This is a genomic window from Enterobacter sp. UPMP2052, assembly GCF_053709675.1.
The window spans coordinates 1,247,694-1,261,571 of record NZ_JBSKJR010000001.1; the positions used below are offsets into that span (position 1 = coordinate 1,247,694).

12 protein-coding genes are annotated in these 13,878 nt (G+C 59.9%); 4 read left to right on the top strand and 8 right to left on the bottom strand.

The features are described from left to right. Position 1 precedes the first annotated feature (1 nt). From paaG to paaA, 7 genes are read right to left on the bottom strand one after another with little or no spacing between them, the layout of a single operon-like run. Entirely contained in the window at positions 2-790 is a 789-nt protein-coding gene (gene paaG / locus ACWKX3_RS05700; RefSeq protein WP_454541686.1) for a 2-(1,2-epoxy-1,2-dihydrophenyl)acetyl-CoA isomerase PaaG, read from the bottom strand. After that, the gene (paaF, locus tag ACWKX3_RS05705; protein ID WP_006175068.1) at positions 790-1,557 is read right to left on the bottom strand and encodes a 2,3-dehydroadipyl-CoA hydratase PaaF; all 768 of its coding nucleotides are present in this window, start codon (positions 1,555-1,557) and stop codon (positions 790-792) included. Before paaF ends, paaG begins: the two co-directional genes overlap by 1 nt. Continuing rightward, on the bottom strand, positions 1,554-2,624 hold the full coding sequence (paaE, locus tag ACWKX3_RS05710; RefSeq protein WP_202562108.1) for a 1,2-phenylacetyl-CoA epoxidase subunit PaaE: 1,071 nt from the start codon (positions 2,622-2,624) through the stop codon (positions 1,554-1,556). The genes paaF and paaE overlap by 4 nt, the downstream gene beginning before the upstream one ends. A gap of 7 nt (positions 2,625-2,631) precedes the next feature. Further along, positions 2,632-3,129, bottom strand: coding sequence for a 1,2-phenylacetyl-CoA epoxidase subunit PaaD (gene paaD / locus ACWKX3_RS05715; RefSeq protein WP_088207343.1), 498 nt, complete (start codon positions 3,127-3,129; stop codon positions 2,632-2,634). 11 nt (positions 3,130-3,140) lie between these two features. After that, positions 3,141-3,887 (bottom strand): 1,2-phenylacetyl-CoA epoxidase subunit PaaC, encoded by a 747-nt coding sequence (paaC, locus tag ACWKX3_RS05720; RefSeq protein WP_153681589.1) that lies wholly within the window; start codon positions 3,885-3,887, stop codon positions 3,141-3,143. Positions 3,888-3,895: 8 nt separating this feature from the next. Then, entirely contained in the window at positions 3,896-4,183 is a 288-nt protein-coding gene (gene paaB / locus ACWKX3_RS05725; RefSeq protein WP_006175064.1) for a 1,2-phenylacetyl-CoA epoxidase subunit PaaB, read from the bottom strand. Between the two features lie 11 nt (positions 4,184-4,194). Further along, on the bottom strand, positions 4,195-5,124 hold the full coding sequence (gene paaA / locus ACWKX3_RS05730; protein WP_006175063.1) for a 1,2-phenylacetyl-CoA epoxidase subunit PaaA: 930 nt from the start codon (positions 5,122-5,124) through the stop codon (positions 4,195-4,197). Between the two features lie 283 nt (positions 5,125-5,407). On the opposite strand from paaA, the gene paaZ reads away from it, so the two are divergent. The 3 genes from paaZ to ACWKX3_RS05745 all read left to right on the top strand — a co-directional run bounded on the left by paaZ (position 5,408) and on the right by ACWKX3_RS05745 (position 11,157). Beyond that, on the top strand, positions 5,408-7,447 hold the full coding sequence (gene paaZ / locus ACWKX3_RS05735; protein ID WP_454541433.1) for a phenylacetic acid degradation bifunctional protein PaaZ: 2,040 nt from the start codon (positions 5,408-5,410) through the stop codon (positions 7,445-7,447). Between the two features lie 205 nt (positions 7,448-7,652). Continuing rightward, positions 7,653-9,929 carry a primary-amine oxidase gene (gene tynA / locus ACWKX3_RS05740; RefSeq protein WP_454541434.1) on the top strand — a complete coding sequence of 759 codons (2,277 nt, stop codon included), beginning with the start codon at positions 7,653-7,655 and terminating at the stop codon, positions 9,927-9,929. A gap of 121 nt (positions 9,930-10,050) precedes the next feature. After that, complete coding sequence (locus ACWKX3_RS05745) at positions 10,051-11,157, top strand: membrane-associated sensor domain-containing protein (RefSeq protein ID WP_454541435.1); 1,107 nt, start codon at positions 10,051-10,053, stop codon at positions 11,155-11,157. A 71-nt stretch (positions 11,158-11,228) separates the two neighbouring features. Here ACWKX3_RS05745 and ACWKX3_RS05750 read toward each other — a convergent pair whose 3' ends face one another. Next, positions 11,229-12,728, bottom strand: a complete 1,500-nt coding sequence (locus tag ACWKX3_RS05750) for an aldehyde dehydrogenase family protein (RefSeq protein WP_454541436.1) — start codon at positions 12,726-12,728, stop codon at positions 11,229-11,231. A gap of 241 nt (positions 12,729-12,969) precedes the next feature. Between ACWKX3_RS05750 and feaR the strand changes: the two genes are divergently transcribed. Further along, a complete protein-coding gene (feaR, locus tag ACWKX3_RS05755; protein ID WP_042320537.1) occupies positions 12,970-13,878 on the top strand; it encodes a transcriptional regulator FeaR in 909 nt (302 codons plus the stop codon).

Consider the following 13,878-nt stretch of genomic DNA (forward strand, 5'->3'; position numbering starts at 1 on the left):
CTTATTTCCCCGTAAAGTTTGGCGTGCGCTTCGCCAGAAACGCGCTGACGCCTTCGCGGTAATCATTGCTGCGCCCGGCCAGGCGCTGGTAATCCCGCTCCAGATCGAGCTGGGCATCGAGGGTGTTGGTTTCGGCGGCGTTAATTGCCTGCTTGATCAGCCCCAGGCCAAAGGTCGGCTGCGAGGCAAAGTGCAGCGCAAGCTGCTGCGCCGTGGCGGAGAGTTGTTCATCGTCGACCACCTGCCAGATCATTCCCCACGCCAGCGCCTGTTCGGCGCTGAGTTTGTCACCGAGCAGCGCCAGCCCCATCGCCCGGGCACGTCCGGCGATACGCGGCAGCAGCCAGGTGCCGCCGCAGTCGGGCACTAAACCGAGCTTACTAAACGCCATCACAAAATTGGCCGAGCGCGCGGCGATCACCATGTCGCAACCGAGTGCCAGCGTAGCGCCCGCCCCGGCCGCCACGCCGTTGACCGCGCAAATTACCGGCTTCGGCAGTTTCGCCAGACGGCGAACCAGCGGGTTATAGAAGGTTTCCACCGACATCCCGAGATCCGGCACCGGGCCGTTAGGGTCCACGTTACGGTCATTCAGGTCCTGTCCCGCGCAGAAGCCGCGTCCTGCCCCGGTGATCAGCAGGCAGCGGATAGACTCGTCACGCTCGGCCTGCTTCAGGCAGTCGGAAAGTTGCCGGTGCATCACGTCGTTAAAGCTGTTCAACCGCTCCGGACGGTTCAGCGTAATGGTCATCACGCCTTGCTCAATCTGACTCAGAATACATTCCACAATTAACGTCCTTTGAAGTCGGGTGTGCGTTTTTGTAGGAAGGCGTCGATGCCCTCGCGGCGGTCCTCGGTGGCTGAGAGCAGCGTGAACAGCTGCCGCTCCTGCGCCAGTCCGGCCTGCAGCGGCACTTCGTAAGACTGACGCAGCGCCTGCTTCGCTGCCTGCAGGGCCAACGGCGCGTGGCGCGCCATCAGTGCTGCCTGTTTCAGGGCATACTCCAGCGTCAGCGAGGCCGGGAACACATCGCTGACCAGCCCGGCGCGCTGCGCCTGCTCTGCAGAGAGGCTTTCGCCGGTCAGCACCATTTTGCTGGCGAGGGATTTGCCGACACAGCGAATAAGGCGCTGGGTACCGCCCGCGCCCGGCATGATGCCGAGGGTGATCTCCGGCAGCCCGAAACGGGCGTTATCCCCGGCGATCACCACGTCGCAGAGCAGCGCGAGTTCACATCCCGCCCCCAGCGCAAAGCCGTTTACGGCGGCAATCAGCGGTTTATTGAAGGCGTTAATCCGCGCCCACAGCTGCGGACGGATGTCGTTCAGGGTGGCGGAGAGATCGTTTTCCGCCATTTCGTTGAGATCTGCCCCGGCGGCGAAGCAGCGTTCGTTGCCGGCGATCACGCAGGCGGAGATATCGCCATCAACCGCAGCGCTTTCCAGCGCGTCGGCGATTTGCCTTAACAGGGCGTTATTCAGCGCATTACGCGCCGCCGGGCGGTTCAGCGTCAGCTGGAGCACGCGGCCATGACGGGTGACAATCAGTTCGCTCATGCCATCCCCTTCGCATCAAAATCGACCACCACGTCGGCGGTTAACGGCAGCGCCTGACAGCTCAGTACGTAGCCTGCCGCCAGTTCGTCCGGCTCCAGGCTGTAGTTAGTTGCCATGTCCACTTTTCCGCGCAGCACCTTGCATTTACAGGTGGCACAGACGCCGCCCTTGCAGGCGTAGGGCAAATCTGCCCCCTGGCGCAGCGCGGCATCGAGAATGCTCTCATCGTCCGCCGTCAGGGTTATCTCGCGGTCGCGTCCGTCCTGACGAACGGTGACTTTCTGGCCTTCCGTCTGCACGCTCAGGGTACGTTTGATCGCGGAGCCCGGCGTATTAAAGCGTTCAAGGTGGATGGATTGCTCCGGCATCCCCAGAGCTTTCAGGGCCGCTTCGGCATCATCCATCATTGACGACGGGCCGCAGATAAAGGCTTCGTCGTACTGGCGGAAGTTGATCAGGGTTTTTGCCAGCGCCTGCAGCTTTTCGCCGTCGATGCGCCCGTGCAGCAGATCGCTGTCGAGCGTCTCCTGGCTAAAGATGGACACCAGCTGCAGCCGCTGCGGATATTTGTCCTTCAGGTCTGCCAGGGCGCTGCGGAACATCATGGTCTGGCTGCTGCGGTTGCCGTAAATCAGGGTGAAGTGGCTATTGGGTTCGGTGACAAGGGTGGCGGAGATAATCGCCAGCATTGGGGTAATGCCCGACCCGGCGGCAATCGCCAGATAGTGCCCCTGACGTTCGGCCTGCGGCTGGTAGCCAAATTGCCCCTGGGGCACCATCACCTCCAGCGCCATACCCTGCTTGATTTCGTCGCGGGCATAGCGGGAGAAGCGCCCGCCCTCTATGGCTTTTACCGCCACGCTGATTTCACCCGGCGCGGCATGTCGGCAAATCGAGTAGCAGCGGCGCAGTTCATCGCCGCCAAGGGTTGCCTTCAGCGTCAGATGCTGGCCGGGACGAAAGCGATACGCGTCCTGCAACGCGTCCGGCACCGCAAAGGTGATGGTGACCGCGTCGCGGGTTTCAGGTTCTACTTTTGCCACTGTTAAGGAGTGAAACGTTGTCATGGCAGCCTCAAATACATTTGAAATAATCGAAAGGCTCACGGCAGGTATTGCAGCGGTAGAGCGCTTTGCAGGCCGTGGATCCAAATTCACTGATAAGCGAGGTGTTGGTGCTCGCACAGCGCGGGCAGCTCACCTCAGCAGGCGCATGGGCGTGGCAGCTGTGGCCGACGGGTGGGCTAATGCCATATTCCCGCAGGCGTTCACGGGCATCCGCCGTCATCCAGTCGGTCGTCCACGCAGGTTCAAGCTGGAGCACGATATGCACCGGGGTAAAGCCGCTCGCGGTCATCGCTTCACGGATCGCCCCCAGCAGGTGTTCCGTTGCCGGGCAGCCCGAATAGGTCGGCGTAAAACCAATGACCCAGCCCTCGCCCTGCGCCTTGACGCTGCGCACCATGCCTAAATCGGTGATGGTGAGCACCGGAACTTCCGGGTCCGGGATCTGGCTTAACAGCGCCCAGATTTGCGGGATTTGTGCCGGTGCGATGTCGACGAGGCGTTGCATAGCGCTCTCCTTTACCACTGCTGACCGGGGTAGACGCGCTGGAGATACTGCATCTCCGCCAGCATCGGCCCCAGATGTTCGGTATGCAGGCCACGTTTGCCCCCCGTGCGGTACGCCGCTTCATCGGGGACGCTCAGGGTGGCTTCCTGTAAACCCGCGAACACTTCACGTTCCCACGGCTCGCGCAGGGTGCGCGGATCAACCGCCACGCCGGAGGCGATCAGCGCCAGCTCAACGTCGTCGGCGTCGAACAGCTCCGCCGTAAAGCGCCACAGGCTGTTCACCGCCTGCTGCATTTTTTGCGAGGAGAGCGCCGTGCCGTCGCCGAGACGCACCAGCCAGCCGCGGCTAAAGCGCAGGTGATAGCGCACCTCTTTAATCGCTTTAGCGGCAATGGCGGCCAGCCGGGCGTCGCTGCTGTGGATCAGGCGTTCGTACAGCGCCACGTTCCACGCGTCCATCAGGTACTGGCGGACAAGGGTGTCAGCGAAGCTGCCGTTCGGCTGCTCCACCAGCAGGAGATTGCAAAACTGGCGTTCATCGCGACCAAACGCCAGCGAATCTTCATCGCCCTGGCCTTCCCGCTCGGCGGCGTAGGTCAGAAAGTTGCGCGCCTGACCCAGCAGGTCGAGGCCGATATTCGCCAGCGCGAGGTCAATTTCCAGCTCCGGCGCGTGACCGCACCAGGCACCGAGACGCTGGGACAGCACAAGACCGTTGTCGCCCAAACGCAGGGCGTATGCAGATACGTTATTCATCCCCAACCTCACATATGCTCGATGCCATCAGGGATGGTGTAAAACGTCGGATGGCGATAGACCTTGCTCTCGGCCGGATCGAAAAATTCACCGCTCTCTTCGGGCTGAGAGGCAATAATTTCGCTGGCCTTCACCACCCAGATGGAGCAACCTTCGCTGCGGCGGGTATAGGCGTCGCGGGCGTTTTCCAGCGCCATACGATCATCAGCGGCATGCAGGCTGCCCACGTGACGATGGGATAATCCTTGTTTGCTGCGTACGAACACTTCGTACAGCGGCCAGTAGACATTGCTCATGATGTTTCCTCTTACGCTGCGCTGCGCGCGTGTTGTTTTTCTGCGTGCGCCAGGGCGGCTTCGCGCACCCAGGCGCCGTCGTCCCAGGCTTTACGTTTTGCGGCCAGACGCTCGTGGTTACAGATCCCGCGCCCGTTAATCACCTCGTCAAATTCCTGCCAGTCGATCTCGCCAAAGCGGTAGTGGCCGCTCTGTTCATCGAAATGCAGATCGGCGTCCGGCACCGTCATGCCCAGCATCTCCACCTGCGGGACGGTGTTATCCACAAAACGCTGGCGCAGTTCATCGTTGCCGAAACGTTTGATTTTCCAGGCCAGGCTGCGGGCGCTGTTTGGGGAGTTATCATCGTTTGGCCCGAACATCATCAGCGCAGGCCACCAGAAGCGGTTAATGGCGTCCTGCAACATCTGGCGCTGCGATTCGCTGCCCTGTGCCAGCGCCATGCAGGCTTCAAAGCCCTGACGCTGGTGGAAGCTCTCTTCTTTACAGATTTTCACCATCGCCCGGGCATACGGCCCGTAAGAGGTACGGCAGAGCGCCACCTGGTTGACGATGGCCGCGCCGTCCACCAGCCAGCCAATTACGCCGATGTCGGCCCAGCTCAGGGTGGGGTAGTTGAAGATCGAGGAGTATTTCATCTTGCCGTCGAGCATCTTCTGGTAGATGTCCTCCCGCGCACAGCCCAGCGTTTCCGCCGCGCTGTAGAGGTACAGCCCGTGCCCGGCTTCGTCCTGCACCTTCGCCAGCAGAATGGCTTTGCGGCGCAACGTCGGCGCGCGGGTGATCCAGTTCCCCTCCGGCAGCATGCCGACGATTTCGGAGTGCGCGTGCTGACCAATCTGGCGGATCAGCGTTTTGCGGTAGGCGTCAGGCATCCAGTCCTGTGGCTCGATGGCTGTCTCCTGCGCTATGCGCTGCTCAAAGCGTTGTTCTTGCGTCACGTCATCACCTTATGATTCGTAAATTTATTTAAACAGGCAAAATGATGAATCACTTCGTTTCATAAAAGTTACACAAAGGTTAAATATAACCCCAAGATGTGTTTGTTTATTTTGTGACGTGGCTCGCAAGGCTTTTCACACAAGGCCTGTCAGCGGGCGTTTAAAGCGTCCCCTCTCCTCCTGCCAGATCACAATGTTAACAATTCTTTAAAACTCAGCTTGATTTTTATGATTCATGATCAAACTATCTATAGTGAAATTACGAAACACTTGGAGATAAGCGATGCAGCAGTTAGCCAGCTTCTTGTCCGGCATCTGGCAGTCTGGCCGGGGCCGTGAGCGCACGATTCATCACGCCATCAGCGGTGAAGCCTTATGGGAAGTCACCAGCGAAGGGCTGGATATGGCGGCCGCGCGCCGCTACGCCATCGAGCGCGGGGGCGAAGCACTTCGCGCGATGACCTTTATTGAACGCGCCGCCATGCTGAAGGCGGTGGCGAAGCACCTCCTGAGCCAGAAAGAGCAGTTTTATACGTTGTCCGCCCAGACCGGCGCGACCCGTGCCGATGGTTGGGTGGATATTGAGGGCGGGATCGGCACTCTGTTTACCTATGCAGGCCTCGGCAGCCGCGAGCTGCCGGACGATACGCTGTGGCCGGAAGACGAGCTGATCCCGCTCTCTAAAGAGGGCGGATTTGCCGCCCGCCACGTCTTAACGTCAAAAGCCGGCGTGGCGGTGCATATCAACGCCTTTAACTTCCCGTGCTGGGGTATGCTGGAAAAACTGGCCCCCACCTGGCTTGCCGGCATGCCCGCCATCATTAAGCCCGCCACCGCCACCGCGCAGGTGACGCAGGCGATGGTGAAAGCGATCGTCGACAGCGGCCTGGTGCCGGACGGTGCAATCAGCGTGATTTGCGGCGGCGCAGGCGATCTGCTGAGCCACCTGGACAGTCAGGACGTGGTGACGTTCACCGGCTCGGCCTCAACAGGGCAAAGCCTGCGCCTTCATCCTAATATTGTGGCGAACTCGATTCCGTTCACCATGGAAGCAGACTCGCTGAACTGCTGCGTGCTGGGTGAAGACGTCACGCCGGAGCAGCCGGAGTTTGCGTTGTTTATTCGCGAAGTGGTGCGTGAGATGACCGCCAAAGCCGGGCAGAAATGTACCGCCATCCGCCGAATACTGGTTCCTCAGCGCCAGACGGAGGCCGTCAGCCAGGCGCTGATTGCGCGGCTGGAAAAGGTGGTGATGGGCGACCCGGCGCAGGAAGGGGTAAAAATGGGCGCGCTGGTCAACAGCGATCAGCGTGCCGACGTGCAGGCCAACGTGGATCGCCTGGTGGCCGCGGGCTGCCAGATTCGCCTTGGCGGAAAAGCCGACCTGAACGCCGCCGGAGCATTCTTCCCGCCGACCCTGCTCTTCTGCCCGCAGCCGGATGAAACCCCGGCGGTCCATGCCATTGAAGCCTTTGGCCCTGTCGCCACGCTGATGCCTTATCGCCATGCCGACCACGCAATGGCGCTTGCCCGAGCGGGCGGCGGAAGCCTGGCGGGCACGCTGGTCACGGCAGAACCCGCCACCGCGCGGCAGTTCATTGCCGGCGCGGCGCGCGCCCACGGACGCATTCAGATCCTCAACGAGGCGTCGTCAAAAGAGTCAACCGGGCACGGTTCACCGCTGCCGCAGCTGGTGCACGGCGGTCCGGGTCGTGCGGGCGGCGGCGAAGAGCTTGGCGGCCTGCGCGCCGTGAAGCATTACCTCCAGCGCACTGCGATCCAGGGCAGCCCTTCCATGCTGGCGGCCATCGGTAAACAGTGGGTGCGCGGCGCAGAGGTGCAGGAAGACCGCGTGCATCCGTTCCGCAAATACTTCGAGGAGCTTCAGCCTGGCGACAGCCTGCTGACGCCGCGCCGTACGTTGACGGAAACCGACATCGTGAATTTTGCCTGTCTGAGCGGGGATCACTTCTACGCGCACATGGACAAAATCGGCGCTGCCGAGTCCATCTTTGGTGAGCGCGTGGTGCATGGCTACTTCCTGATCTCCGCTGCCGCCGGGCTGTTTGTTGATGCGGGCGTCGGCCCGGTCATCGCCAACTACGGCATGGAGAACCTGCGCTTTATCGAGCCGGTGAAGCCGGGCGACACCATTCAGGTGCGTCTGACCTGTAAGCGCAAAACGCTGAAGAAACAGCGCACCCCCGATGAAAAACCGACCGGCGTGGTGGAGTGGTCAGTGGAAATCTACAACCAGCACCAGCAGGCCGTGGCCCTTTACTCCATTCTGACGCTGGTCGCCCGCCAGCACGGCGACGTCTGATCCCTTTCCTCCACCGTCTTTCCTGCCGGGTAACGCGACGTTTACCCGGCCAACGACGGCCTGCCGGGGTGTGACGTCACCCCGCTCTTTTTTTAACCTGGCAAACCTGACAAATAACCTGGCAGATGCAGGCAAACGCTTTTCTCAGGCTGCTGTCAGGATAAGGCTGACACAACACAATAAACACAACAAGATGAGGTCTACGATGGTAAGCAATGCTACTTTTTCTGCCCGTAGAACGGCGCTGGCGATGGCCATTGCGCTGTGTTGCGCGTGGCAATCCCCTGTTTTCGCTCACGGCAGCGAGGCGCACATGGTGCCGATGGAAAAAACGCTGAAAGACTTTGGCGCGGATGTGCAGTGGGATGATTACGCCCAAATGTTCACCCTCTCGAAAGACGGTGCGTTTGTGAAGGTTAAGCCGGGCGCGAAAACCGCCATTGTTAACGGCAAGCCGCTGACGCTGCAGGTACCGGTCGTAATGAAGAATAACCAGGCGTTTATCCCGGAGACCTTTATCAACGATGTGTTTCAGTCAGGCCTTGATCAGACGTTCCAGGTAGAAAAGCGCCCTCATCCCCTCAATGCGCTGACAGCGGAGGAGATCAAACAGGCTGTTGAGATTGTGAAAGCCTCTGCCGACTTCAAACCCAATACCCGTTTCACCCAGATTGCGCTGGCCGAGCCGGAGAAAGCCAAAGTCTGGGACTTTGTGCTCAACGGCACGGCGGTGGACGCTCCCCGTCAGGCGAACCTCACCCTGCTGGACGGGAAACAGATCATCGAAAGCCTGGTGGACCTGAAGGATAAGAAGATCCTGCGCTGGGAAACCATCAAAGACGCCCACGGCATGGTCCTGCTGGACGACTTTGCTACCGTGCAGCAGATTATTAACGACAGCGCAGAGTTTGCTGCGGTGCTGAAAAAACGCGGTATCACCGACACGAAGAAGGTGATCACCACCCCGCTGACCGTGGGCTATTTCGACGGGAAAGATGGCCTGAAACAAGAGGACCGCCTGCTGAAAGTGGTGAGCTACCTTGATGTGGGCGATGGCAACTACTGGGCGCACCCTATTGAAAACCTGGTCGCGGTGGTCGATCTCGAACAGAAGAAAATCCAGAAAATTGAGGAAGGCCCGGTGGTCCCCGTACCGCTCACGCCCCGCCCGTATGATGGCCGCGACCGCATTGAAACAGCCAAAAAACCGCTGGAGATCATCGAGCCAGAGGGGAAGAACTACACCATTACCGGCGATATGGTCCACTGGCAGAACTGGGATTTCCACCTGAGCCTGGATTCGCGCGTCGGGCCGATGCTCTCTACCGTTACGTACAACGATAACGGTAAAAAACGTCAGGTGATGTACCAGGGATCGCTGGGCGGGATGATTGTTCCGTACGGCGACCCGGATGTGGGCTGGTACTTCAAAGCCTATCTTGATTCCGGGGACTACGGTATGGGCACCCTGACCTCACCGCTGGTGCGCGGCAAAGACGTGCCCTCTAACGCCGTACTGCTGAACGAGACAATCCCCGACTATACCGGCGCACCGATGGATATCCCGCGCGCTATCGCCATTTTTGAACGCTATGCCGGGCCGGAGTATAAGCATCAGGAGATGGGCCAGCCGAACGTCAGCGCCGAGCGTCGCGAACTGGTGGTGCGCTGGGTAAGCACCGTGGGGAATTACGACTACATCTTCGACTGGGTATTCCACGAAAACGGCACCATCGGCATTGATGCAGGCGCGACGGGGATCGAGGCGGTTAAAGGCGTGCAGGCGAAAACCATGCATGACGCCACCGCCAAAGATGACACCCGATACGGAACGCTGATCGACCACAACATCGTTGGGACCACGCATCAGCACATCTATAACTTCCGTCTGGATTTGGACGTGGACGGGACCAATAACAAGCTGGTGGCGATGGATCCGGAAGTGAAGCCGAATACCGCAGGCGGTCCCCGCACCAGCACCATGCAGGTCAATCAGTACGATATCGACAGTGAACTGCAGGCCGCGCAAAAATTCGACCCGGGCACCATTCGTCTGCTGAGTAACACAACGAAAGAGAACCGCATGGGCAACCCGGTCTCGTATCAGATTATCCCGTACGCGGGCGGCACGCACCCGGTTGCCACCGGCGCGAAGTTTGCCCAGGACGAGTGGATTTACCACCGTCTGAGCTTTATGGATAAGCAGCTGTGGGTAACGCGTTACCATCCCAACGAGATGTACCCGGAAGGCAAATTCCCGAACCGTTCAACCCACGATACCGGCCTGGGGCAGTACAGCAAGGATAACGAGTCGGTGAACGACCAGGATGACGTGGTCTGGATGACCACCGGCACCACCCACGTTGCCCGCGCGGAGGAGTGGCCGATCATGCCGACAGAATGGGTACATACCCTGCTCAAACCGTGGAACTTCTTCGACGAAACGCCGACGCTGGGTAAGAAAAAAGAGCAACAGCAATAACCATCACGCCGGGCGCAACGCCCGGTTTTTTATGCTCATTGATTTGATGAATAATCGAGGCTGCTTATAGTTAAAGATAAACCTCTGGCATGCACGCCCCCCCGGACGGGATCCCACCTTCATGGAAAAAAGACGCAATACGACGCCTGAACTCGCGACATGGCCCACCCACAAATCGATGGTGCGCCACGGTCTGGCAATGAATCTCCCGTGGCTGGCCTTTGTGAACCTGAGCCTGGCGGTCATGCTTCTGCTGCGTAACACTATCGTGGGCAACATGGATACGCTGCTGGGCGCGTCCAGATCGCTTGCTACGATGGTCGACACCGCGATGCTGGGCATCATTTTACTTTCGGCCACGCTGGTGGTGATGGCCTGGCGGCATATTGCCGGTATCGGCATCGTGCTGTTTATCTGCAGCCTGCTGTGGTCGTTGTGCAGCTACTGGCTCATCGCGGTTGCCCAACTCCCTCATGCCTGGCCTGTCTATGTGATCCTGATGCTCGCGGGCATGACGGCGCTCTATTTTTACCCGTCAGGGCTGCTGGCATTTCTCCTGCCGCTGTGGATTGCGCTGCCGGTGGCCAGTGTTGCGCTCAACCACGGGATTAACCTGCGCTTTGCCGTTATCTGGGGGGTGTTTACGCTCATCCTCGTCTGCGGGCGGGTTATTCTGCACCGCTGGTTTGAAGAGGCCTGGCGGCGGAACCAGCAGAATCAGCGCCTGATCCTGCGTCTGGACGCGCTCGCACATCTTGATGCGTTAACCCAGACCGCGAATCGCCGGGCGATGGAGACCTTGCTGGAGGATGCGACCGAACGCAAAAAGGCCTTCTCGCTGATCATGCTTGATGTCGATTTTTTCAAGCGTTACAACGACACCTACGGCCATCAGGCGGGGGATGCCTGTTTAACCTCCGTAGCCCAGGTGTTGAAGCAGTCGGTGCGCACGCCGAATGACGTGGTGTCCCGCTACGGCGGCGAAGAGTTCGTGGTGATCCTTTTCGATTGCCCGCTACGGGGGGCTGAGCAGGTTGCCCTGCGCATTCAGGAGAAACTGCGTGCCGCCGCAATCCCGCATAGCGCCTCAAACGCCAGCGAATACGTTACCGTGAGCATGGGGATCGCAGAGATGGCCGAAGGGCTGGCCGGAACGGAGCTTCTCGCCCGCGCTGACGCCGCGCTGTACCGGGCGAAGGAGGCCGGGCGGGATCGTTGGTCGCTTTAAATGTCGCTTTAAATGAAGCCGGGTGGCGCTGCGCTTACCCGGCCTACAAAACCCGCACCCCGGCTTGTTTTTTAATACCGCACGCACACCGACTTCGTTTCGCACCAGCCGTCCAGCCAGTCCGGGCCAAAGTCACGCCCGGTGCCAGACTGTTTCATGCCGCCGAACGGCAGGTTGGCATCGATCAGGGTATGACTGTTTACCCAGACGGTGCCGGCCTGCAGCCTGTCGGTGTATTCCAGCGCCTTGCTGATGTTTTGCGTCCAGACGCTGGCCGTCAGGCCATATTCGGTGTCGTTAGCCAGCCGTAACGCCTCTTCGCCATCCGCGACCCGCACCAGGTTGACCACCGGGCCGAAAACCTCTTCACGGGTGAGTCGCAGCGACGCGTCCGGGTTAACCACCAGCGTCGGTGAAACATAGTATCCCTTCCCGTCCGGGCCGCGGCTGCCGCTGATAAGCTCGGCCTTTCGGGAGGCGGCTTCATCAAGGAAGGTCTGGACCTTATCGCAGTGGGCGCGGGAGACCAGCGGGTTAATAAACGCCTGCGGCGACATGCCCGGACCGATGCTGAGGGATTTCACCGCCTGCTCAAACCCGCTCACCAGCGTGTCAAACAGCGGCGCTTCGATATAGATGCGCGAGCTTGCCGCACAGACCTGCCCCTGATTAAGGAAGCTGCCGGTCATCAGCCCTTCAATGACCCATGCCGGATCGGCATCTTTCAGGACGATAGCCGGGTTTTTACCGCCCAGTTCCAGCGTGACGCCCGTCAGCGTCTCTGCAGCCGTACGCGCAATCTGTTTCCCCGTCGCCGTAGAGCCGGTAAAACTCACCTTGGCTATGCGCGGATGCGACGTCAGGGCTGCACCGCAGGTGGCTCCGCTGCCGGTGATGACGTTGAACACGCCATCCGGAATACCCGCCTCACTCGCCAGTTCCGCCACGCGCAGCAGGGTCAGCGGCGTCGTCTCTGAGGGTTTGATAACGATCGAGCAGCCAGCCGCCAGGGCGGGCATCACTTTCCACATGCCGATCATCAGCGGGAAGTTCCAGGGTACGATCCCCGCCACCACCCCGACCGGTTTTTTACGGGTCCACGCCTGATAACGCGCCCCCTGCGGCAGCGGAATAGAGAGATCGAGCGTTTTGCCCGCAATTTTGGTCGTCAGCCCGGCGGTGTAACGCATCCAGTTCAGGGTGCAGCCAACCTCAAAGGCGCGGGAAATGTTGATGGATTTCCCCTGCTCCAGCGTTTCAAGCTGCGCCAGCTCCTCGCCGTGCTGCTCGACCAGGTCGGCAAAGTGCAGCAGAATGCGCTCGCGTTCGGCGGGCAGTTTTCCCGCCCAGCTGCGCGAAACAAAAGCGCGCCAGCCAGACATCACCGCGCGATCCACATCGTCCACGCTGGCATCCGCCGTTGAGGCTATCACCTCGCCCGTCGCCGGGTTATAGACGTTCAGGCGTTTTTCGCCGTCAGACGCCACTTCGCGCCCTTCGATCCACAGGCCATGGTGACGGTCGAGAAACTCTTGTACGCACGGCAGAACGGCTACCTGTGATTCAGACATCGGGTACTCCTTGGTTATTCTTCTCAGGATGTTAATGCAGTCTAAGAGGGGTTTTGCCATCCCGCTTTTGTCTGTGTGACATTCGCTTTGCCACCTGTGACAGGCTCCGCAAAACGTGATAATTACCGCTTATATCGCTGTTCCGCATGAGCGTTCTTTCCTATAGTCAGCCTCGAAGGCCAGACAAAATGCAACACAAATGCAACAATGCGAAAACATTGACGGTGCGGCGAGAGAAACCATGGCGTGTGCGAGCGAACAGGAAAAGTATCAGCAATGGCTGGCGCAAATTAACCAGGCGTGCGGCCGGTTTGATGCGCGTCCTTTAGAGGGAGAGTTTATCGGTGAACTGGAAACCAGCTATGCCCGCAGCCTGAAGTTAAGCACCGTCACCGCAGCCGGGGTTAATCTGTTCCGCACCCGTCGGGAAATTGCCCACGGCAACGATGCGTGGTTCTATACCGTGTTTCAGCTCGACGGCAGCGCGGAGATTGAACAGGACGGGCGGCGCTCACGTCTTAAAACGGGCGATATCACCCTGCTGGACGCCTCGCGCCCTTGCTCGATTTACTGGCAGGACAAATCCCGCCAGATTTCTCTGCTCGTGCCGCGTCAGATCATTGAACAGCAGTGCCGCTTTCAGGAAGTGAGCTGCGCGCTCACGCTTTCCCGCAGCCTGCCGACCGTGCAGTTGAGCCATCGTCTGCTTCAGGAGAGTATGGGCAATACCGGGCTGAGTGAGGTCGAGAGCGAAGCGGCGCTGGAAGCGATGGTTTGCCTGCTGCGCCCGGCATTTCAGCAACGCGACGCGGTGCAGCCGCGCAAGGAACGTCAGTTCCAGAACGTGCTTTCCCTGATAGACGACCATATCCAGTCAGACGCGCTGCGCCCGGAGTGGATCGCCACAGAGAGTGGGATGTCGGTGCGCAGTTTGTACCGTATGTTCGCCGAGAAAGGGCTGGTGGTGGCGCAGTACATTAAAAACCGTCGACTCGATCTTTGCGCACAGATGCTGCGTTCAGCCGGCGACGACGAGAAGCTGGCGGGCATTGGCTACAGCTGGGGTTTTGCCGATCACAGCCATTTTTCTACCGCCTTTAAGCAGCGTTTCGGCGTCTCGCCCGGCGAGTACCGTAAACGCTGCCGCTAG

Excerpts from the sequence above, each read along its gene's own strand:
- ACWKX3_RS05750 (WP_454541436.1), bottom strand. The coding sequence starts at position 12,728 with ATGTCTGAATCACAGGTAGCCGTTCTGCCGTGCGTACAAGAGTTTCTC.
- paaC (WP_153681589.1), bottom strand. The coding sequence starts at position 3,887 with ATGAATAACGTATCTGCATACGCCCTGCGTTTGGGCGACAACGGTCTT.
- ACWKX3_RS05745 (WP_454541435.1), top strand. The coding sequence starts at position 10,051 with ATGGAAAAAAGACGCAATACGACGCCTGAACTCGCGACATGGCCCACC.
- tynA (WP_454541434.1), top strand. The coding sequence starts at position 7,653 with ATGGTAAGCAATGCTACTTTTTCTGCCCGTAGAACGGCGCTGGCGATG.
- paaE (WP_202562108.1), bottom strand. The coding sequence starts at position 2,624 with ATGACAACGTTTCACTCCTTAACAGTGGCAAAAGTAGAACCTGAAACC.
- paaB (WP_006175064.1), bottom strand. The coding sequence starts at position 4,183 with ATGAGCAATGTCTACTGGCCGCTGTACGAAGTGTTCGTACGCAGCAAA.
- paaD (WP_088207343.1), bottom strand. The coding sequence starts at position 3,129 with ATGCAACGCCTCGTCGACATCGCACCGGCACAAATCCCGCAAATCTGG.
- paaZ (WP_454541433.1), top strand. The coding sequence starts at position 5,408 with ATGCAGCAGTTAGCCAGCTTCTTGTCCGGCATCTGGCAGTCTGGCCGG.
- paaF (WP_006175068.1), bottom strand. The coding sequence starts at position 1,557 with ATGAGCGAACTGATTGTCACCCGTCATGGCCGCGTGCTCCAGCTGACG.
- feaR (WP_042320537.1), top strand. The coding sequence starts at position 12,970 with ATGGCGTGTGCGAGCGAACAGGAAAAGTATCAGCAATGGCTGGCGCAA.